The organism is Pseudocalidococcus azoricus BACA0444, assembly GCF_031729055.1.
GTDB classification, from domain to species: Bacteria; Cyanobacteriota; Cyanobacteriia; order Thermosynechococcales; family Thermosynechococcaceae; genus Pseudocalidococcus; species Pseudocalidococcus azoricus.
Window position 1 is genome coordinate 92430 of record NZ_JAVMIP010000002.1, and the last position, 19211, is coordinate 111640.

At 51.2% G+C, this 19211-nt stretch carries 20 protein-coding genes; 11 read left to right on the plus strand and 9 right to left on the minus strand.

The window, feature by feature from the left end; translation table 11 throughout:
• Positions 1–138 precede the first annotated feature (138 nt).
• Both RIF25_RS02865 and aroF read right to left on the minus strand, forming a co-directional pair.
• A complete protein-coding gene (locus RIF25_RS02865; protein WP_322877052.1) occupies positions 139–1041 on the minus strand; it encodes a cation diffusion facilitator family transporter in 903 nt (300 codons plus the stop codon).
• 74 nt (positions 1042–1115) lie between these two features.
• Positions 1116–2183, minus strand: coding sequence for a 3-deoxy-7-phosphoheptulonate synthase (gene aroF / locus RIF25_RS02870; RefSeq protein WP_322877053.1), 1068 nt, complete (start codon positions 2181–2183; stop codon positions 1116–1118).
• Between the two features lie 183 nt (positions 2184–2366).
• Between aroF and RIF25_RS02875 the strand changes: the two genes are divergently transcribed.
• Positions 2367–3272, plus strand: coding sequence for a vitamin K epoxide reductase family protein (locus tag RIF25_RS02875; RefSeq protein ID WP_322877054.1), 906 nt, complete (start codon positions 2367–2369; stop codon positions 3270–3272).
• 165 nt (positions 3273–3437) lie between these two features.
• A complete protein-coding gene (locus RIF25_RS02880) occupies positions 3438–3797 on the plus strand; it encodes a single-stranded DNA-binding protein (RefSeq protein WP_015123338.1) in 360 nt (119 codons plus the stop codon).
• Between the two features lie 22 nt (positions 3798–3819).
• Here the strand turns inward: RIF25_RS02880 and RIF25_RS02885 are convergent, their stop codons facing one another.
• The 4 genes from RIF25_RS02885 to RIF25_RS02900 all read right to left on the minus strand — a co-directional run bounded on the left by RIF25_RS02885 (position 3820) and on the right by RIF25_RS02900 (position 7322).
• Positions 3820–5832: a ribonuclease catalytic domain-containing protein gene (locus RIF25_RS02885; protein ID WP_322877055.1), complete on the minus strand. Its 2013-nt coding sequence runs from the start codon at positions 5830–5832 to the stop codon at positions 3820–3822.
• A gap of 270 nt (positions 5833–6102) precedes the next feature.
• Positions 6103–6318: a 30S ribosomal protein S18 gene (gene rpsR, locus RIF25_RS02890; RefSeq protein ID WP_015123336.1), complete on the minus strand. Its 216-nt coding sequence runs from the start codon at positions 6316–6318 to the stop codon at positions 6103–6105.
• A gap of 73 nt (positions 6319–6391) precedes the next feature.
• A complete protein-coding gene (gene rpmG / locus RIF25_RS02895) occupies positions 6392–6586 on the minus strand; it encodes a 50S ribosomal protein L33 (protein WP_322877056.1) in 195 nt (64 codons plus the stop codon).
• Between the two features lie 88 nt (positions 6587–6674).
• Positions 6675–7322 carry a DUF3318 domain-containing protein gene (locus RIF25_RS02900; RefSeq protein WP_322877057.1) on the minus strand — a complete coding sequence of 216 codons (648 nt, stop codon included), beginning with the start codon at positions 7320–7322 and terminating at the stop codon, positions 6675–6677.
• Positions 7323–7488: 166 nt separating this feature from the next.
• Between RIF25_RS02900 and rlmB the strand changes: the two genes are divergently transcribed.
• The 9 genes from rlmB to RIF25_RS02945 all read left to right on the plus strand — a co-directional run bounded on the left by rlmB (position 7489) and on the right by RIF25_RS02945 (position 16774).
• Positions 7489–9012 carry a 23S rRNA (guanosine(2251)-2'-O)-methyltransferase RlmB gene (rlmB, locus tag RIF25_RS02905; protein ID WP_322877058.1) on the plus strand — a complete coding sequence of 508 codons (1524 nt, stop codon included), beginning with the start codon at positions 7489–7491 and terminating at the stop codon, positions 9010–9012.
• A 160-nt stretch (positions 9013–9172) separates the two neighbouring features.
• Positions 9173–9472, plus strand: a complete 300-nt coding sequence (locus RIF25_RS02910; protein ID WP_322877059.1) for a DUF1816 domain-containing protein — start codon at positions 9173–9175, stop codon at positions 9470–9472.
• A 437-nt stretch (positions 9473–9909) separates the two neighbouring features.
• Positions 9910–10626 (plus strand): hypothetical protein, encoded by a 717-nt coding sequence (locus RIF25_RS02915; RefSeq protein ID WP_322877060.1) that lies wholly within the window; start codon positions 9910–9912, stop codon positions 10624–10626.
• Positions 10627–10695: 69 nt separating this feature from the next.
• Complete coding sequence (locus RIF25_RS02920) at positions 10696–11343, plus strand: ribonuclease HII (RefSeq protein ID WP_322877061.1); 648 nt, start codon at positions 10696–10698, stop codon at positions 11341–11343.
• Positions 11344–11399: 56 nt separating this feature from the next.
• A complete protein-coding gene (locus tag RIF25_RS02925; RefSeq protein ID WP_322877062.1) occupies positions 11400–13469 on the plus strand; it encodes an N-acetylmuramoyl-L-alanine amidase in 2070 nt (689 codons plus the stop codon).
• A 77-nt stretch (positions 13470–13546) separates the two neighbouring features.
• The gene (locus tag RIF25_RS02930) at positions 13547–13786 is read left to right on the plus strand and encodes a hypothetical protein (RefSeq protein ID WP_322877063.1); all 240 of its coding nucleotides are present in this window, start codon (positions 13547–13549) and stop codon (positions 13784–13786) included.
• A gap of 40 nt (positions 13787–13826) precedes the next feature.
• Complete coding sequence (locus tag RIF25_RS02935; protein ID WP_322877064.1) at positions 13827–14300, plus strand: Tic20 family protein; 474 nt, start codon at positions 13827–13829, stop codon at positions 14298–14300.
• Between the two features lie 235 nt (positions 14301–14535).
• Positions 14536–16044, plus strand: a complete 1509-nt coding sequence (locus RIF25_RS02940; RefSeq protein ID WP_322877065.1) for a UbiD family decarboxylase — start codon at positions 14536–14538, stop codon at positions 16042–16044.
• A gap of 109 nt (positions 16045–16153) precedes the next feature.
• Positions 16154–16774 (plus strand): cation transporter, encoded by a 621-nt coding sequence (locus RIF25_RS02945; RefSeq protein ID WP_322877066.1) that lies wholly within the window; start codon positions 16154–16156, stop codon positions 16772–16774.
• Positions 16775–16800: 26 nt separating this feature from the next.
• On the opposite strand, the gene rsgA is transcribed toward RIF25_RS02945, so the two are convergent.
• The 3 genes from rsgA to dnaJ are packed head-to-tail and all read right to left on the minus strand — an operon-like array spanning position 16801 to position 19204.
• A complete protein-coding gene (gene rsgA / locus RIF25_RS02950; protein WP_322877067.1) occupies positions 16801–17832 on the minus strand; it encodes a ribosome small subunit-dependent GTPase A in 1032 nt (343 codons plus the stop codon).
• Positions 17829–18071 (minus strand): sulfurtransferase TusA family protein, encoded by a 243-nt coding sequence (locus tag RIF25_RS02955; protein WP_322877068.1) that lies wholly within the window; start codon positions 18069–18071, stop codon positions 17829–17831. The genes rsgA and RIF25_RS02955 overlap by 4 nt, the downstream gene beginning before the upstream one ends.
• Entirely contained in the window at positions 18068–19204 is a 1137-nt protein-coding gene (gene dnaJ, locus RIF25_RS02960) for a molecular chaperone DnaJ (RefSeq protein ID WP_322877069.1), read from the minus strand. The genes RIF25_RS02955 and dnaJ overlap by 4 nt, the downstream gene beginning before the upstream one ends.
• Positions 19205–19211 lie beyond the last annotated feature (7 nt).

Below are 19211 nucleotides of genomic sequence, written 5' to 3' on the forward strand. Positions count from 1 at the left end.
GTCCAGTTCAGGCCTGGGGGAAAACCAGAGGGAAAACCGAATCTGAGGGGATGGCCTGGGTGATTCGGAATCTATTGCAGGAGAAGAGTGGAAAGAGGGCAGAGGTTGATGGTTTAATTAATTAAACAGAGCAAAAATCTATGTCTCTGGGTAACTAATCTGATCTGAACTGTAGTTTTGCGGCTCCATATGAATCATGACCCGGGCTGGGGGAAAAACCTCTTGTAAACGGGCTTCAATAATTTCGGTAATTTCGTGAGCGTCCTCTAGGCTATTGGTCTCGACAATCAGGTGCATTTCAATAAACACTTGCCGCCCCACCAGGCCCCGCGAGGCAATATCATGACAGTTGACAACACCCGGTACGCCCATCACCACCTGATGAATCGCCTCTGGGGCAATCGCCATCTCATCCACAAGCCAAGGAATATTTCCCCGTAACACCCGCCAGCCGCTATAAAAAACCAGCCCGGCCACCGGAAACGCCAAGGCAATATCTAACCACTGCCAGTTAAAGGCCCAAATTCCCACCAAGCCCGTTAAAACCGCAATCGTCACCCAAATATCACTGAGGGTATGGTAAGCATCGGCCACCAAAATCCGACTGCCCAAGCGGATCCCTTCCCGCCGTTCATAAACTGTCACAAAGATGTTCACCCCCAACACCAAGAGGAGTAACCACAATTCGGACGCTGAGAGCTTAACCTGACTCGATTGCTGAGTGATCCGTTCCACCGCACTTTGGAGAATCTCAAAACAGGCCATACCCAAAAATGCGGCAATTCCCAACGCACCCAAGGCTTCAAACTTTTGATGGCCATAGGGGTGATCCCGATCCGGATGGGGGTTGGCCAAACGCATGGTGAACAGACCTAAGACATTACTCGCCCCGTCCGTTAAGCTGTGGAGGGCATCGGCCTGGAGACTGAGGGAGTTGGTGGCAATTCCGATCCCTGCCTTGAGCAACATGACAAAAATATTCAGCCACAACGTCAGCCAAAGGACGCGTTGCACCGGCTTGCGATTGTCAACAAGGTTCATGAAGGACTTACCGACCTGGCCTGAGTATGGTCAGTTTGATTTTAGCCCGATTAGTTCTTGGCCTGGATTAGCCGCTACAACACCCCGGCTAGTTCTGGAGCTTTCTCGGGCCAACGAGCGACAGCATTACCAATTACAGCTAGCTCGGCCATCAACTGGTCAAATTGATCCGGTGTCAGGGATTGGGGGCCATCGGAAAGGGCCTTGGGGGGGTTGGGATGGACTTCAATCATCAGGCTATCGGTTCCGGCGGCTAAGGCAGCTTTGGCCATGGTTGGTACATAGGCCGCCCAACCCGTCCCATGACTGGGGTCAATCATGATTGGCAAGTGAGTGAGTTGGCGTAAGACGGGAATACAACTTAAATCCAGGGTATTGCGGGTATATTGGCGGTCAAAGGTACGAATCCCCCGTTCACAGAGAATTACCTGGGAGTTGCCTGCTGCCAAAATATATTCTGCTGCCATTAACCAGTCTTCAATGGTGGCCGCCATCCCCCGCTTTAAGAGCACGGGTTTATCCTGCTGGCCCACTTGTTTAAGCAGGGAAAAATTTTGCATATTCCGCGCCCCCACCTGAATTACATCGGCCACCAGGGCAATTTTCTCCAGATCCGCCCCATCCATGACTTCTGTAATAATCCCCAGGCCAGTTGCTTCTCGGGCCGCTGCCAACAACTCTAAGGCACTTTCCCCATGACCTTGAAACGCGTAGGGGGATGTTCTCGGTTTATAGGCTCCTCCCCGTAAAAACTTGGCCCCGGCCGCTTTCACCCGTTGGGCTGTCCCAATAATCATGGCCTCATTTTCCACCGAGCAAGGGCCTGCCACCACCACCACCGGATGATGTTCACCAATCGCAACCGGCCCATTAGGCGTTTCAATCACAACTTCACTGGCTTCCCCGTGGCGATAATCCCGACTGGCCCGCTTAAAGGGTTGCTCCACCCGTAACACCTGCTCAATCCAAGAATTATTTTCTTGAATTTGCAAGGGGTCTAAATCCACCGTATCCCCCACCAGGCCAATCACCACCTTATGTTTACCGACAATCTTCTCCGGTGAAAAGCCCCAGGCCACCATTGTTTCGCACACCTGTTCAATTTCTGGTTCAGGAGTTCCGCTTTTCATAACAATAATCATGGGTCAACCTCAAATTTTGGTTGCGATGGCCTGGCGATATTCAAGCTGCTATTTCAAATTGTGCCACCAATCCGGATCGGGCCTGGGCCGTTGGAGATTTGATCATTGCGTTTAGAATCGGATCGGGATGTTCTGCTTTAGGTGGGGCTGACTGCTACTTATTGCGATTGGGTTAGATGTGCTATGCCGGTCACGCGTCGTCGTTCTACACCTTGGTTACACCGTTGGTCACGGGTTTTAATTGGGATCATTGCTGGCCTGGGCATGATCGTGACTGGATATTTAACGATTCATGCTTTTGGGGATCAATCGGTTGCTTGTCCCACGGCTGACTGTGATGTGGTTTTGAGTAGCCCTTGGGCAAAAGTCTTTGGCTTACCCCTAGCGTTATTCGGCTTGATGGCCTATGGCGGGATGTTTAGCCTCTCTCTGGCTCCCTTTGCGCTCCGTCGTCCTGAGCAAAAAGACACTCGCCAAAAACTTGAAAACATCACCTGGCTCTTCCTCTTTATCGGGGCCGTGGCCATGACGGTCTTTAGTGGTTACCTCATGTATGTTCTGACCACAGCCATTAAAGCCGCCTGTTTATATTGCATTGCTTCGGCGGCCTTTAGCTTAACTTTTTTGGGGCTGACCTTGACCGGCCGTGATTGGCCAGATCGGGGGCAGTTATTTTTTACTGGGTTAATTGTGATTGTCATGACCCTGATTGGGACTCTAGGCATTTATAACTTTCGGACGGCGGATGTGGCTACAGGGCCGGGGATTCCGGTGGTCAACACCTCAGGCCCGGCAGAAATGAGTTTGGCCAAGCATTTAACCCAGTCCGGGGCGGTGATGTATGGAGCCTATTGGTGTTCCCATTGCCATGATCAAAAAGAATTATTTGGCAAGACCGCCTTTAAGCAAATTAACTACGTGGAATGTGATCCGGGGGGGCAAAATCCCCAACCTGATCTCTGTCGGGCTAAGGATGTGAAAAGTTATCCGACCTGGGAAATTGCCCAAAAAAACTACAGCGGCACTCGCCCTCTCCCCGAACTGGCGGATTTATCCGGTTATCAAGGGGATATGAACTTTAAGAACTAACTGTGGGTGATTGCACTAGGGTCTGGTGCTGCCCTCGTCCTGGCCTGGTGTCATCCGCTAAAACCTGTTTTATACTAATGTCCAAGGTTTGACTGGCCAGGATTATCCTCAATGTCAGAACTGAGTAAATACGCTTAACTTCAAAATTCTAGGACTACCCCAGCCATGAGTATTAACGTTGTCACCCTAGTTGGCCGAGTTGGTGGCGAGCCGGATGTCAAATATTTTGAGTCGGGTTCGGTCAAATGTCGCTTAACCCTGGCCGTGAACCGGATGCGAAAAGACGATCCACCGGATTGGTTTAACCTAGAAATCTGGGGAAAAACAGCGGAAGTTGCAGCTAACTATGTCCATAAGGGGAGTTTAATTGGCGTGACCGGCTCCCTCAAATTTGACCATTGGCAGGATCGGGCGACTGGTGCAAATCGATCCTCTCCCACCATCAAGGTAGATAAGCTAGATTTGCTGGGCAGTAAACGGGATAACGAGGCTGCGGCTGGTTCTCCACCCTCGGATGAATGGTAGATTTGAGCTTGAATCTTTTTGCCTAGGCCTGGGCTAATATCACTTCTTCCAATGAAATTTGATCCGCCCTTGGATCTACCCGACTCACCCGCAAATTTAAGCTCTCCCCCAGGCCCACAACCCGATGGAAGCGCACAGCCAGTTCGATCCCCAAATCCTCCAGCAACACCAGGCCTAAAAGGTCATCTTCCCGCAGCCACCGTAACATCAAGGCCTGCCACACTTGGGATGAATGTCGCCGCAAATATTCCAAAGACCAATAACGGGTAGTTTGTCGCTCAACCAAAATCGTTTCCTGAACCGCTGAGACAACTCCTAACAACAGTTCTCCTAAATCGGGAGCCGCAAAGGGAACCGCCTCTCCTCGCAAATGGGCCTTGATCTGCATATGGGCAATCAAATCTGAATAGCGACGAATTGGAGAAGTTACCTGGCAATAGGCATTTAAGCCGAGACTGGCATGACGATTCGGGGTTGGACTCATTTCACTCTTGGGCATACAGCGGCGAATGGCACATTGGCGAACAGGGCCGGGGGGGAGTTGTTGTAATTCTTCCTCAGGAGGCAATTCGGGTTGGGTCTGGGAGCGAAAGGGCAGGGGAATATTCTCCGACTCACCAAATCGAGCCGCAACTTCTCCCGTGAGGATCATCATTTCCGCAACCAATTGGCGCGCCCCCGAATCCGCTAAGGGGTGAATATCCACCTCGTCATCCACGACTTTAATCTCGGGTTCTGGCATATTGATCTGAATCGCCCCTTGTTGTTGTCGCCAGGTCAGGCGTTTCTGCATCCAGGCCCCGATTCCCAACAACTCCGGTTCATTTTGGACAGCCAATTCCAACATCATGTCCACATCCTCATAGGTGAGGCGATAGGTGGGTTTAATCAAGCTAGGGCAAATTTGATAGTCCGCAATACTACCATCGGGTTGCAACGTTACCCCAAAACTCAAGGCACAACAGGTTTGACCGGCGATTAAACTCATCGGCCCCGTGGCCAGTTCCGGGGGAAACATGGGAATCATGCCTGTGGGCAAATAAACCGTGGTGGCGCGGCGGCGGGCTTCGAGTTCCAGGCCATCTCCCAACAGTAACCAGCGACTCGGATCGGCAATATGAATCCAGAGGCGTTCTTGACCGTCTGGTAAGGTTTCTAAACTAATGCCATCATCAATTTCTTGGGTACTTTCGTCATCAATCGTATAAACCTTGAGATGGGTCAGATCTTGCCGAATGGGGGCATCCAGATCTGGGGGCGGATTACTGATACAGTGTCGGGCCATGTCCACCACCTCCGGCTTAAATGCTGTCGGAATCTGACTCCGATGGAGAGCTAAATTCTCATGGTGCTTCCATAGTGACAAATCTACCAAGAGTTGAAAAGCAGCTAGGGCCGTCGTTGGGCGTTTAAGTTGGGTTAAGAGTTCGGAAGCAGCATTGATTTGGCTCTGAGTGGCCAGGTCTCCCAAGGCGGCAAACCGTTCCAAGGGTTCAAACTTATGTCGCTCTGCTAGCTCCCAAGTGATAGTTTCCTGGGCCAGAGCCTGGTTAAGTTTAGCGAAGAATTGGGCCTTGGCCTGTTGACGCTGTAGTTCTTTTTCCAGTTGATGTTTAATTTCGGCAACTTGGCTGGTGGGACGGGCTTCGTAGAGTTCAGCCTTTTGTTTGAAATAGATCTTGTCTTCGGAAAGTAGATAATAAGCGGCGTAACATTGGGGTGGGGTTTGTCCAGAAAATAAGAGTAGGGCCAGACTTTCAGGACTAACGGACCGATTTTCTTCTAAGAGAATTTCCCAGGCCACCTCGAGGCTTTCCGGATCCAGGAATGGTTCAACCGCCTTTTGGAATTGGGGAATTTCCTGGGCCTGGTAACGCTCACCCGTGACGGTATAGGTAATTTGCCGGGGATGAAGCGTGTGGGCCTGGTGATTGCTATCAATGACGATCCAGTGCTTTTTCCCTTCGGGTCGCTCAACCACTCCCAGCCGCCGCTGATTGTTGACCCGAAATTCAACTAAAGTGCCCTTTTCCACGAGCGAATCCAACTTGGCTGATAGTCCTTTCCTAGCTTAAATGAACTTGTCCCAGGCCAACTCTAATCTTGAAAGGACCTGTGAGCAGGGACAAAGACTAAATATAGATAGCTGTAAGATAGGCCAGAAACTACCTGGGTTTGCGGACTCTCTGGGCGATATTCGGGTGTTAGGGATTGAGAAATTTAACGATCCTGGCCCTACTGTTCAATCCCCATAGAGCCATTTGTCCTCAATCTCAGAGAAACCGAAAGCCATCCCCGTGAATAGTTAACCTTCAGGGTTCAGGAACGGCAACAAAGCCATGACGCGGGCCCGTTTAATCGCAATGGTGAGATGACGTTGTTGTTTAGCGGTTAAACCTGTGACGCGCCGGGGCAGAATTTTGCCACGTTCAGTAATAAATCGCCGCAGTAAATCCACATCTTTATAATCAATGGGTTCACCGGGTTGGAGGGGAGAAACACGCCGCCGAAAGAATGCCATAGGTCAAGTTTGGGTAATTAAGATCAGGTAAAGGTTAAAAAGCTGGAGTAAGTCGGACGAGGAGAAACAAAAACTACTTAATTTCTTTATGAATCGTGTGTTTGTTGCAGTGGGGACAGAATTTTTTCAGTTCTAGGCGGGCTGTCGTATTCCGGCGGTTTTTCATCGTGGTGTAACGGGATACCCCTGCCGACCGCTTATCGGTATTAGTGCGACATTCCGTGCATTCCAGGGTGATGATGAGCCTGGCTCCTTTTGCCTTTGCCATGGTGACTGCCTAGTGTTTCCCTAAAGTGATAATCAGTGGGCCGGTCTCTAATTATGCCATAAGTATCAGACTTAAGGAAACCCTTAATTTATCGAGATCGGGATTCAACCCGTTGCCGACTGCGACTGGTCATAGGTATGGTCTGGGGATTCCCCGCTAAGGTCTTCAGGTTTTGACTCCGTACTAGTTCGGCAAACTCCAGAGTCGGACGACTTTCCAACGCGGCTGTTTCGGTTATGGCCTGGAGGAGATAATCAGCAGCCTCATCCTCGCCATAGCCGCGCCGCTGGGCCAAGCGAATCCCTTCTTTATCAGCAGCGATCTCAACGGCCAATCCCCGCGTATTCCGCCAGGCCTGGAGTCCACTAAATGCAGCTAACCCCCCGGAGACGACAATACCCACGGGATCCAGTTGGACAAATTCGACAACGGCTGCCACCACCCCTGCCACCGCCAGGCCTTGATAAAGATCGAGCTTGATTAGTTGCCCTAAGTTAAACCAGGCCACCGCTCGCAACAGCAGCAAATCTCGGCAGGGGCGCGGGAGTTGACTCCAGAGATTAAAGTTAATTTCAATCACCCGATCTACCCAAGGTAAGGCTGGATTATAGTGAATCACTTGGGATTGGAGCTGGCGGGAGACAATTTTGCAATGCATCCGGCCCGAGGCAGGCATTAAATCCAAGAGGTGGCGAATTTCCGGTTCGGGATTCATGGAGTTGAGGTTGTGCTGCATTACCCCCTCAGTGTGCCATACTTATTAGCCGCAACCTAGCCGATGGAATGCCCCTCATCTGTGCCTTTAATACCCCGGAACAGTCCGCTCCAGCAGCCGACCAGAATTAAAGACTAGAATTGCGAAAGTGCCTTTCCTCATCCCTTGGCCTGGTTAAGCCATTTCTATGCCCAAAGCTCGTCGTAATTTTTCCGGTGGTGATCGCCCTTCCCGTCCTGCCGCCCCCCGTTTACGGTCATCCCAACCCCGGCCAGGCCATGCAGAGTTTCGAGATCGGCAACGGGATAATGGGGAATTTAAGGACAGGGATCGGCCAAACCGAGCGGATCCGCAACGGGATTTTACACGTCCGCGCCGGCCAGCTGAGGGAGATGCCAGCTATGGTTCCAGACGACCTAGCCCCAGGCCTGGGGGTAACTTTAACCGAGAACGAGGGGAACGAGAGCGTGGTTCCGGTTATGAACCCAGGGAAAAACCTCGGTATCAGGATCGTCACTCTGATGGAGACAGTCGGTATCCTGGCGAACGGTATCAAGACCGCCAAGATCGTCTCCGCCCTGAGCGTGGTTATGGCCGTGCTGAGTCTCAAGAACGTTCCAGTTATCGTCCAGACAATCGACAGGCTAGAGGTGATCGCTATGAAGATCGCCCCCGTTATCGGCAAGATGGGCCGCGTTCTGCCCCGATGCGGGATTATGCTCCCCGTTCTGCTCCAACCCCACCCCGACTGAAGCAGGCTTATCCCTCCAGCGAGGATGAGTCTTTCCAGTTAAACGGGGCCTGGAGTCGTGAAAGTGCTGATTTTGCCCCCCAGTTGCTTGGCCCTGTAGCCCCCTCTGAACTTATACCTACACTCCCCCATGATTTGGCAGCGGATCAAACCCCAGGCAACCCAGCTTTTGGGGCCGATGCGGAAACTGATCTCATCTATGGTCGGCATGCGGTGTTAACGGCTTTGGCCGGAGAACGGCGGTTTAATCGGATTTGGATTACGGCCCCACTGCGCCATGATCCCCGCTTTTTGACACTGTTGGAAAAAGCCAAAACCAATGGGGCGGTAATTGATGTTGTCTTGCCTCCCCGGTTGGACTATTTAACGGATCAGGGACGACATCAAGGGGTAGCAGCCCAGGTGGCGGCCTATAGCTATCTAGAATTGGCGGATTTGATTGCCCAGGCCCAGGCCAAAACGAATCAACCCGTCTTAATTGCGGCTGAAGGGATTAACGATCCCCAAAACCTAGGGGCAATTATTCGCAGTGCCGAAGCCTTTGGGGCCCAAGGAATGATTATTCCCCAGCGTCGGGCCGTTGGGATTACCCCAGCCGTGGCCAAAGTTGCGGCCGGAGCCTTAGATCATTTTGCCGTGGCCCGAGTTGTGAATATGAATCAAACCCTGGAAACCCTGAAAGAGGCTGGTTTTTGGCTCTATGGCCTGGCGGTGAATGGCACTCAGCCCCTTGCCGAAACAAAATTGACCGGCCCCGTAGTCTTAGTCATTGGTGCTGAGGGAAATGGTCTCAGTCTCCAGGCCCAAAAGCATTGTGATCAGTTGGTCTCAATCCCTTTATTGGGTGAGACAGAAAGCCTGAACGCCTCTGTGGCGGCTGGAGTTGCCCTCTATGAAGTGTTTCGCCAACGCCCGAAAACCCGCACGGTGATTGACCTGGGGATACCCCCCACTCCTTGATTTAGCCTGATATCGGAGAGAGATGTTACTTATTGCAGCAAAATGTTAAGGTATGTAACAATTCGCAATTTGGAACTTCGAGTCCACACATCTGTGGGGGGATCAGTTATACACAATGCAGAGACATAACGAGTTGGTGGTGGTTTAGGAGGTTGTGCCGGTGAAGGATCATGAAACAGCGCAATCAGGATTCAGTCAGTGGTTGGCGGGGCTCGTCAATGATGTGGGCCTGGCCTGGTGGATTGAAATTAAGACAGAATCCCCCCGCTGCACTTATTACTTTGGCCCATTTTTGAGTCCAGCAGAAGCTGAAGCTGAAAAAGTGGGTTACATTCAGGACTTGCAACAAGAAAATGCCAAAGGGATTGTCTGTGAGGTCAAGCGCTGTAAACCCAAGGAACTCACGATTTACGATGAGAGTCCATCCGTGGGGCGTTCCCTCAGTGGTCAACTCCGTTAAACCTAAAAATTATGGACTTGCAGTTTTAAGGAAATCCAAGGTTAGCTTTTTCTAACTATGATTTATATGATCTTTAATCAGTCAAAGCCGCCTGTGTAGCCGTATGGAAGAAAACTATCTAAGTAAGAAATAGTAACTCTAAAATTAAGTCATTGAAATTTATCTAGATTTAGAGCAGTGGCAGCTTTTGTAACTTTTGCTGAAGTAGTCTTGAAGTTTATTGTAACTAAACCTGCCCATCTCAAAGATTATGCTTAAAATGAGACTTAGGTCTAAAGACTTTGAGGATGTTAGCCCCACAGTAGCGACAACTCTTCAAAATTATGGTTTTGAGGTCTATTAGACAATCCATCCTGTCATCAATACAGTTAAATTTAAAGTTTAAAGACTTAAATTTTTTGTACATACCATAATTTCTATTTAATCCTATAAATCCTATGCCCCACCCTGCCCCGGATGAGCAACTCGCCAAGTCTCTACTCAAGCAATTGACAACATCCTTTAATCAAGCTCGCGAAGCCTTGGCCGGGCATGATTTTCTGGGTTTAGCTGGATATGCTCGGACGTTACAAGTCTTGGCGAACACTGGGAACCAAACATTGATCGGTGTTCAAGCCCGGTTGTTAGAGCAGGCAGCAGAACGGGGGCAACTTCAGCAGGCGACGAAGAGCCTCGTTAAATTAAAAGATGCAATCATTGCTCTGCGCCAATCTGAGAGTGAACTATCTTTAGTTCCCCGCCGTAAGCCAACCCTGCCACCTCGGATCACAACCCCACCCCAATCTGTGACTCGCCCTTTTATGCCTCGGCCTGGGGATGAAAGTTTTACGAAGCGGCTCGGTAATTATTTAGTTGACGCGGAATTAGTCACGCCGGCCCAAATTGAAGTGGCATTAGCAGATCAGCGAGCAACAGGTTCGCGCCTGGGGGATATCTTGGTGGCCCGCGGTTGGCTTAAGCCTGGCACCATTGAATTCATTATGGAAAAGGTTGTGGTACCAGAGCGGACTTCTCGCCATCCCAAAGCTAGTTCTGAAGGTACACCCGTTAAATCAACAACTTCTCCCAATAATATGAACTTAGATCGAGCCACGTTCATTGATCAAAATCGCTCTACGTTCCTAGATATGGATGAGTTGGGTGGGCGGCGTTAACTGTAGGCCTGGTCAAAATTTAAAATTCAACTTTAGGAGACCCCGATCTTCGGAGTCTAGCTCTAATCCGTGCCAATTACGCCAACGTTAGAACAGGAATCACGGCTCTGGCAGCAGGGACTCTCGTGGGTTGCTGGTGTTGATGAAGTTGGGCGGGGCTGTTGGGCCGGGCCGGTCGTGGCAGCGGCGGTAGTGCTTCCTCCAGGCCTGGCTGAATCGGCAAAAATTCCCCTCGTTCGGGATTCCAAAACCCTCAATGCTCGGCAACGAGAGGCTCTTGCGCCCCAAATTATGGCTCAATGTCAGCGTTGGGGCCTGGGACTCGGGACAGTGGCAGAAATTGATCAACTCAACATTCAACAGGCCACCGATTTAGCAATGGCGCGAGCTTTAGGGCAAGTCAAACCTTGGGATTATGCCCTAGTGGATGGGATACTGTCCGCCAAAACCAAGTTCGCTGGGGCTTGCCAGGCCATCATCCGTGGAGATGCCCAATGTTACAGTATTGCCTGCGCTGCCATTTTAGCCAAAGTCGCCCGCGATCAATGGTTATCCCAGTTGGGGCATCGCTATCCAGAATATGGTTGGGAAAGAAATAAAGGCTATGGCACTCGTCAACATCAGCAGGCCCTCCAGCAGTTAGGGGTGACCCCTTGGCATCGGCAAAGTTTTGCACCAATGCGAGTGATCAGATTCGGCCCAGATCAGGGAACCTGAGAGATAGTGGTTTGCGTCTGGGGGGGAGTTCCCTGGCTCTGTTGGTCGGGCCCTCAGTGACCAAACTGGCTAATTTTTGCATCCCAGGCCCGCTGAGAGCGCAGATTAACCCTAGGGTATGTGCCAGTTTACGAAATAGCCCAGACTGGAGTAAGCTACCCAAGTTTGCCTTTGGGCCTTGGCCTGGCCTCCAGAATGGTACTGGGACTCAAGGGCACGATTCATCCGGTTGGAGCAGCAGCATGGTACATCGGTGGCAATCTCAGCTTCCTAAAAGTTGGCTCCTTGGGGTTTTAGGAGTTCTTCTCTTAGGGCTACCAGCCCAAGCCGGCCGATTACAATCTTGGCGGTTTAACTCCGGGACGAATCAACTGGAAATTCGCACGGATGCGCCTGTCCAACCCCAGGCCCAATTAGTTTTTGATCCCACGCGTCTGGTGATCGACTTACCAGGGGTGATTCTTGGTCGCCCACAAATTAACCAATCCGGGACTGGAGCGATTCGGCAGGTGCGAGTGGCCCAATTTGACCCCCAAACCACACGCATTGTCGTTGAACTGGCTCCCGGCTATACCCTCAATCCCAATGATGTCAAGTTCCGGGGGCTAACGGCCCAAAACTGGCTAGTGCAGATTCCGGAGCCGACTCTGATGTCAGCCACAACCCCCAACCCTGGTTTACCCACCCCCCCCAACCCCGCCCCCGGCCAACCCCTCGCCAGCCGCGACCAACCGGCCGAGATTAGGGCGATTCAAAGTACGAGTACAGGATTTTTTGTCGCTACTAACGGGACATTGCCCACTGTCACCCGAATTGAGCGCAGTCGTGATCGCCGCCGGATTGATATTGACCTGACTAATATTCGCTTTGGTAATGGCTTTAATAACCGGGAAGTCCGGTTTGAGCGATTTGGCATTGGGCGGGTTCGGGCACGCTTTGGCCAACAGCAGCGTAATCCTCCCTCAGTCCGGCTGACGCTCCAAGTCGAACCGAATAGCCCCGATTGGCAAATTGGCTCCAGTGCTACCGGCGGGTTTTTAGTTGTTCCTAGTAACATTGCTACCAATCCACTCCCCGCTCCTGCCCCAGAAAATCCCCCGCCAATGTCCGGTGAAAGCATTACCATCAACGCCATTCCCCCTGCCAATGCCCAAACCATTCCTCGCCCTGCGCCCCCTGGTCGTCCTTTAACCACCATTCAACGGGTAGATTTAGGGGGGCAAGAACTCTTTATTCAGGGGGATCGGACGTTATTTTATACGGTTGGCTGGGAAGGTAGTGCCTATCGAATTCGCTTTCGAGATGCTCGTTTAGGGGATATTCGTCCACCTCGGACTGGTGAGGGGAGTCCGGCTAATTTACAAATTCGCCAAGATAATGAGAGCACAATTTCCGTATTACTGACCCCCTCTGCCGATGTCAAGGTTTTAGGAGTAACCCGAACCACTGGGGATTCCATTGTGGTCCAACTGCAACGTCCAGGCCAGGCCCCGCCCACATCCCCATCCCAAGTTAGCGTTCCGGCCCCGCGCCCTTTTGAGCCAGATCAGCCCTTGCCCACGCCTCGGGGTGCAAATGTTGTGGTGATTGATCCCGGCCATGGGGGGATTGATCCCGGCGCGATTGGGATTGGGGGGATTCGGGAAAAAGATATTGTTTTGGACATTGGTTTGCAGGTAGCTGCCATTCTTCAACAACAAGGGGTACAAGTGATTTTGACTCGTAAGAGTGACTTGCCTCCCAACGTTGAGCTAGACTTACCTCCTCGTGTGGCCATGGCTGAGCGGGCCAGAGCGGCTGTCTTTGTCAGTATTCATGCCAATGCCATCAGCCTGAGTCGCCCCGATGTTAATGGCCTGGAAACCTATTACGCTCCGGGTAGATCCAGTCGGTTGGCCGCTGCGATTCACAATAGTATTTTGTCGAGTGTTAATATTCGTGACCGCGGTGTTCGAGCCGCCCGTTTTTATGTGATTCGGAATACCTCCATGCCCGCCGCCTTGGTGGAAACTGGATTTGTCACCGGGGCAGAAGATGCCGCTAATTTTAATAGCCCGGCCTGGCGGTCGCAAATGTCCCAGGCCATTGCCCGCGGTATTTTGCAATTTTTGCGTTATGGCGGTTAAGGATGTTTGCTGACGCACAATCTCACTACCACAGCCTCGTAAAATAAAGAATATGGGTTGATCCCTAGAGGTGGCCAATGTTAGTGATGCTCACCCAAAGTCAAGTTCTAATGCCTCAGCAAGTTTGCCCATCCTGCCTCTTGGCTAATCGATCGGGGCAGCCCCGCTGGGAAAAGGGACAACTCGGTTGTGGGGAATCGGTGGTCTGTGGTCTGGACAGTGGTTGTCCAAAATTTCGCTGCCAGATGGGATTTTACTTGGCCCAAATTAATGATCTCCCCGTTAGGCTAGAAACAGAATCCGAGGGGCTGGCCTGAGGATTTCAGGTTTTAATGTTGTCGTGATGGGGACAAGCTTGTGAGTTGGCGTGCAGTAGCAACGGTCTGGGATCGGATATTTGGGGCTTTAGCTTATTTACTTCCCCTGTTCTATGGGATGCAATTTGGTGGCTCGCTGATGCAGATGTTTCCAGTCTTGCAGTTATTATTGATTCCGATTTTGCCCATTGCCCTTATTTATTCGATTCCCCTGGCTGGGATTATTGTTTTTATGGGACTGTATCTCTTGGTTGTCCGCAATAGCCGTATTAGTTACTTTGTCCGTTATAACACCATGCAAGCGTTATTGATGGGAATTGTGATTTTCCTATTGCAGTTAGTGATGATGGTCTTGAATCTGCTCGGCTCCTTTGATTTTGTCACTAAGGTATTTTCAAACTTTGTCTTTATTGGGGTCTTGGCAGGGGTAATCTTTGCCATCGTGCAGTCCGTACGGGGCATTTATGCAGAACTGCCCACGATTTCAGACGCGACTAAAAGCCAGGTTTTATAGTTTTATATCTACCGGGTTCTGTTCAACAACAAATTTGATGATCTTAAAACTGAGGTATCAGACCTCTCCCAACCGCCGCAGGCTAAAGATAATCAATTACTCGGATTTGTCTTGACTGGATTTGCAACGGCCTTGGGATTGTTAGCGAAAGTCATCTTTTTGACAGACAAGGTATGATCCAACACGGCTGATTTTTCAGAGATTTTTAACACACATAACTCACTCATCAAACATCATGGCCAGAGATTTACGCGGATTTATTCAACTATTAGAAAAACGGGGACAACTGCGCCGAATTAAAGCCCTGGTTGATCCAGATTTGGAAATTGCCGAAATTGCCCAACGATTACTGCAATGTGGTGGCCCAGGCCTGGTGTTTGAAAATGTGAAAGGCTCTCCCTATCCGGTGGCGGTGAATTTATTGGGAACCATTGAGCGGGCCTGTTGGGCGATGAATATGGAACAGCCCCAGGAGTTAGAAGCCTTAGGCCAGAAGCTCGCCCTTTTACAGCAACCCAAACCCCCGAAGAAAATTAGCCAGGCCATAGATTTTGGCAAGGTCTTATTTGATGTCCTGAAGGCCAAACCCAGTCGCGACCTTCTGCCCCCCTGTCAGCAAGTGGTAATTCAAGGAAAAGACTTAGATCTCAATCAAATTCCGATGATTCGGCCCTACCCAGGGGATGCTGGCAAAATTATTACCCTTGGCCTGGTGATTACGAAAGACTGTGAAACCGGAACCCCCAACGTTGGTGTCTATCGGCTGCAATTACAATCGCCCACAACCATGACAGTACATTGGTTATCTGTCCGGGGAGGAGCCAGACATTTACGCAAGGCGGCAGAACGGGGCCAGAAACTAGAAGTAGCGATTGCCTTGGGTGTGGATCCCTTGGTGATTTTAGCAGCAGCAACGCCGATTCCGGTGGATTTGTCTGAGTGGCTGTTTGCCGGGTTATACGGAGGGGGAGGAATTAATTTAGCCAAATGTAAAACTGTGGATCTGGAGGTTCCGGCTGACTCCGAGTTCGTTTTAGAAGGCACAATTACCCCCGGTGAAATGCTCCCCGATGGCCCCTTTGGTGATCACATGGGCTATTACGGCGGTGTAGAGGATTCGCCCCTAATTCGCTTTCATTGCCTGACCCACCGGAAAAATCCCATTTACCTAACCACCTTTAGCGGCCGCCCACCCAAGGAAGAGGCGATGATGGCCCTGGTATTAAACCGGATTTATACGCCAATTTTGCGGCAACAGGTCTCAGAAATTGTGGACTTCTTTTTGCCCATGGAAGCCCTAAGTTATAAAGCCGCGATTATTTCCATTGACAAAGCCTACCCCGGCCAGGCCCGGCGGGCAGCTCTAGCCTTTTGGAGCGCCTTACCGCAATTTACCTATACCAAGTTTGTGATTGTCGTGGATAGAAGTATCAATATCCGAGATCCGCGCCAAGTGGTCTGGGCCATTAGCTCGAAGGTGGATCCAGTGCGGGATGTCTTTATCTTGCCGGAAACCCCCTTTGACACCCTGGATTTTGCCAGTGAAAAAATTGGCCTGGGGGGGCGGATGGGCATTGATGCCACCACAAAAATTCCGCCGGAAACCGATCATGCCTGGGGTGATGCCCTCGAGTCGGATCCAGATGTGGCGGCCATGGTGGGGCGGCGTTGGGCCGAGTATGGCCTGGGTGATATTGACTTGGCAATGGTGGATAGTAACTGCTTTGGTTATGAAATTCCCTAATTTTCAGGTGGGATCCTCAGCCAATCTGTGACTCTGTTGTTTACGGCGTTCCGATACCTCAAGCCAGTTTGTGATAGGACTGAAGGAATGTCTTTCTGAGGGAGGAGTCATGGGAGATCAGTGCTGCCAGGCCAAGGTTTGCGAGTTATCAAAACTCAGAAAAGAACAAGCCAAGGTGTTGTGGATCGTTCTTCTGATTAACGCTGTGATGTTCGTGGTTGAACTTGGGGCTGGTATTCAGGCAAATTCCCTATCCTTGACGGGAGATTCTTTGGATATGCTGGGTGATGCTCTCGCCTATGGGAGTAGTTTATATGTGATTAACAAGAGTGTGAGAGCGCAAGCCGGGGCAGCCTTCTTTAAGGGACTGATGATGTTTGGCTCGGCAATTGCGGTTTTTTCCCAGGCCAGTTATCAACTGTTTACAGGTTCCAGTCCGGCAGCGACCATGATGGGGATGGTTGGAGTCATCGCGTTACTGGCAAATTTGCTGTGCCTGTTTCTCTTAACTCGTCATCGCAACGACAATCTGAATATGTCCTCGGTGTGGTTATGCTCTCGTAACGATATTATTGCCAATACTTCTGTCTTGGGCGCAGCGGCACTTGTTTTCCTACTTCATTCCAGCTTGCCTGATTTAGCTGTTGGTTTATTGTTAACCGTTGTTTTTGCCAAGTCGGCGGGTAAAGTGCTTTCCCAGTCCTGGCGGGAGATGCAGCAAGTCGGATAAGAAATTCCAGTACCCAATATAAACTTTCAACGATCAGCATCATCGAGCCATAGACCTTGGGTGGTTTGATGACTTTGGCGGCGTTGGGCTTTGCGGGGGAGTTGGCTCAGGCGTTGAGTGTGTTTTGTGGCTAAATGGGGCATAGTTGCCGCCGCGTCTTGTGCAGCAGTTAATTCTTGATGGAAGAGTTGATAGTGGGGATACCGCTCCCAGGCCCCGCGGACAACACAATCCGGCTCGGCAAGATGCTGGCAGTTATGAAATTGACAGGCCTGGGTTTGTAAGCGGGTCTGAATTTCCGGGAAACAGGCAGCTAAAGCAGAAGGGGAGAACTCCAGATGGGGTTGATTAAATCCGGGGGTATCCGCCAATAGTCCCCCAGTGGGTAAGGGAAACAGTTCAATATGCCGCGTGGTATGTTTGCCTTTATGCCAATGCTCCGAAACCGTTCCAATCCGAATCTCCTGCTCCGGAATTAACTGTTTAATCAAACTACTTTTGCCCACCCCAGAGGGGCCACAGATGACCGTGATTTTATGGTTAAGCAGTGCTTGGATACCCACTAAGCCCAGGCCAGTCCGAATACTCAGTAAAATCCCCCGATAACCCCATTGGTCTAGGCGACTCACCCAGGCCTGGTGCATTTCTGGCCCCACCAGATCCGCCTTACTTAAAACAACGGTAATCTCTAAACCACTGGCTGCCGCTGTGACTAAAAAGCGACTCACTTGCCAAGGCTCCGGCTCCGGATCATGGAGGGCAAAGACCAATAAAATCTGGTTGACATTGGCAATGGCCGGGCGGGCTAAGGCACAATGGCGGGGCAACACCTGATCAATCATCCCGCGCTGCGACTGCCAATCCGGTTCACTGACAATCACCTGATCCCCGACTAATACCTGTTGCCCTTGTTTTTTTAATTTACCCCGGCGTAAGCACAATAACTGACCAGGCGGGGCGGTGGGGGCATGGAGTTGGACGCGGTAATAATTGGCCTGGGCAGCCATGACTGTACCGGTTAATTCCCGCATCGGTGGCGATGAAGGTGTCCCACTCATACCAAATCAGCAGGGCGAGATACAGACAACCGATAAAAATCATCCTGGGCCTGGAGGTCATGAATCACATAGCCCCCCATCCGTAAACTATCCGGGACTTGCTCAATCGGCTCACCCGCATCTAGCCAAACCTCTAACATCTGGGCTGGTGGCAGTTGCTGTAAGCGAAGTTTCGTGCGGACAAAATTTAACGGACAGGGCGTTCCCCGCAGATCCAAGGTTTCGACTGGTGTACTCATCCCCCAAACAACCCACCTAAGAAGTTTTCCAGGCCCCCTTTGCCGATCCGGTCGCCGCGCATCTTCGCCAGTTTTTCCAGCAGTTCCCGTTCCTCAGCGTTGGTTTTGGTCGGAATCTCGATCTCGACTGTAATTAAATGATCCCCCCGAGCCACAGGATTGCCTAAGCGGGGGACACCCTTATCTTCCAGAGTTAAGACGGTGTTGGGTTGGGTGCCTGGGGGAATCGTCAACTCCTCTTCGCCATCCACCGTGTTTACCGGAATCCGACACCCCAAAATGGCCTGGAGGTAACTAATTTTTAGGGTCGTGAGAATATTATTGCCATCGCGCTGGAACTCTGGATCCGGCTGGACAAATAAATAAACATACAAATCTCCCGGCGGCCCATTCCGTTGTCCGGCATCTCCTTCATTGGAAACCCGCAGGCGCGTCCCCGTATCCACCCCCGCCGGAATCGTAATCTTCAGCTTTTTATTAACTTGGGTTTGCCCCTGACCGCCACAGGTTTCGCAGCGTTCCTCAATCATCTGCCCCGTGCCATTACAGGTGGGACAAACGGACAACTGGGTAAAACTGCCAAAGGGAGTCCGGGTAGATCGCCGCACTTGCCCCACTCCATTACAGGTTGAACAGGTGACTGGACGTGTGCCTGGCTTGGCCCCGGCTCCATTACAGGTGCCACAGGTTTCGGAATGGGTCAGGCGAATTTCCTTCTCCCCACCAAAAACAGCTTCTCGGAACTCCAGTTTCAAGTCGTAGCGCAGATCTTCCCCCCGAGTCGGGCCGGGGCGGCGGGCTGTGCGTTGACTACCCCCAACTCCCCCAAAGCCACCGCCAAAAAAGGTTTCAAAAATATCGGCAAAGCCGCCCATGTCGCCAAAGTCAGAAAACCCCGGCCCCCCCGCGGCCCCACTCACCCCAGCTTCCCCAAACCGATCATAATTGGCCCGAGTTTGGGCATCGGATAAGACTTCGTAAGCACGATTAATTTCCTTGAACTGGTCTTCAGCTCCCGGTTCCTTATTAACATCGGGGTGGTATTTGCGGGCTAATCGGCGATAGGCTCGTTTCAGTTCATCTTGATCCGCACTGCGAGAAACACCTAATACCTCGTAATAGTCACGGGCCATAAAACCT

What these genes read in the sequence shown, in the direction of transcription:
- RIF25_RS02865 (WP_322877052.1), bottom strand. Translation starts at nt 1,041, where the DNA reads ATGAACCTTGTTGACAATCGCAAGCCGGTGCAACGCGTCCTTTGGCTG.
- aroF (WP_322877053.1), bottom strand. Translation starts at nt 2,183, where the DNA reads ATGATTATTGTTATGAAAAGCGGAACTCCTGAACCAGAAATTGAACAG.
- RIF25_RS02875 (WP_322877054.1), top strand. Translation starts at nt 2,367, where the DNA reads ATGCCGGTCACGCGTCGTCGTTCTACACCTTGGTTACACCGTTGGTCA.
- RIF25_RS02880 (WP_015123338.1), top strand. Translation starts at nt 3,438, where the DNA reads ATGAGTATTAACGTTGTCACCCTAGTTGGCCGAGTTGGTGGCGAGCCG.
- rpsR (WP_015123336.1), bottom strand. Translation starts at nt 6,318, where the DNA reads ATGGCATTCTTTCGGCGGCGTGTTTCTCCCCTCCAACCCGGTGAACCC.
- rpmG (WP_322877056.1), bottom strand. Translation starts at nt 6,586, where the DNA reads ATGGCAAAGGCAAAAGGAGCCAGGCTCATCATCACCCTGGAATGCACG.
- RIF25_RS02900 (WP_322877057.1), bottom strand. Translation starts at nt 7,322, where the DNA reads ATGCAGCACAACCTCAACTCCATGAATCCCGAACCGGAAATTCGCCAC.
- rlmB (WP_322877058.1), top strand. Translation starts at nt 7,489, where the DNA reads ATGCCCAAAGCTCGTCGTAATTTTTCCGGTGGTGATCGCCCTTCCCGT.
- RIF25_RS02915 (WP_322877060.1), top strand. Translation starts at nt 9,910, where the DNA reads ATGCCCCACCCTGCCCCGGATGAGCAACTCGCCAAGTCTCTACTCAAG.
- RIF25_RS02930 (WP_322877063.1), top strand. Translation starts at nt 13,547, where the DNA reads ATGTTAGTGATGCTCACCCAAAGTCAAGTTCTAATGCCTCAGCAAGTT.
- RIF25_RS02940 (WP_322877065.1), top strand. Translation starts at nt 14,536, where the DNA reads ATGGCCAGAGATTTACGCGGATTTATTCAACTATTAGAAAAACGGGGA.
- RIF25_RS02945 (WP_322877066.1), top strand. Translation starts at nt 16,154, where the DNA reads ATGGGAGATCAGTGCTGCCAGGCCAAGGTTTGCGAGTTATCAAAACTC.
- rsgA (WP_322877067.1), bottom strand. Translation starts at nt 17,832, where the DNA reads ATGAGTGGGACACCTTCATCGCCACCGATGCGGGAATTAACCGGTACA.
- RIF25_RS02955 (WP_322877068.1), bottom strand. Translation starts at nt 18,071, where the DNA reads ATGAGTACACCAGTCGAAACCTTGGATCTGCGGGGAACGCCCTGTCCG.
- dnaJ (WP_322877069.1), bottom strand. Translation starts at nt 19,204, where the DNA reads ATGGCCCGTGACTATTACGAGGTATTAGGTGTTTCTCGCAGTGCGGAT.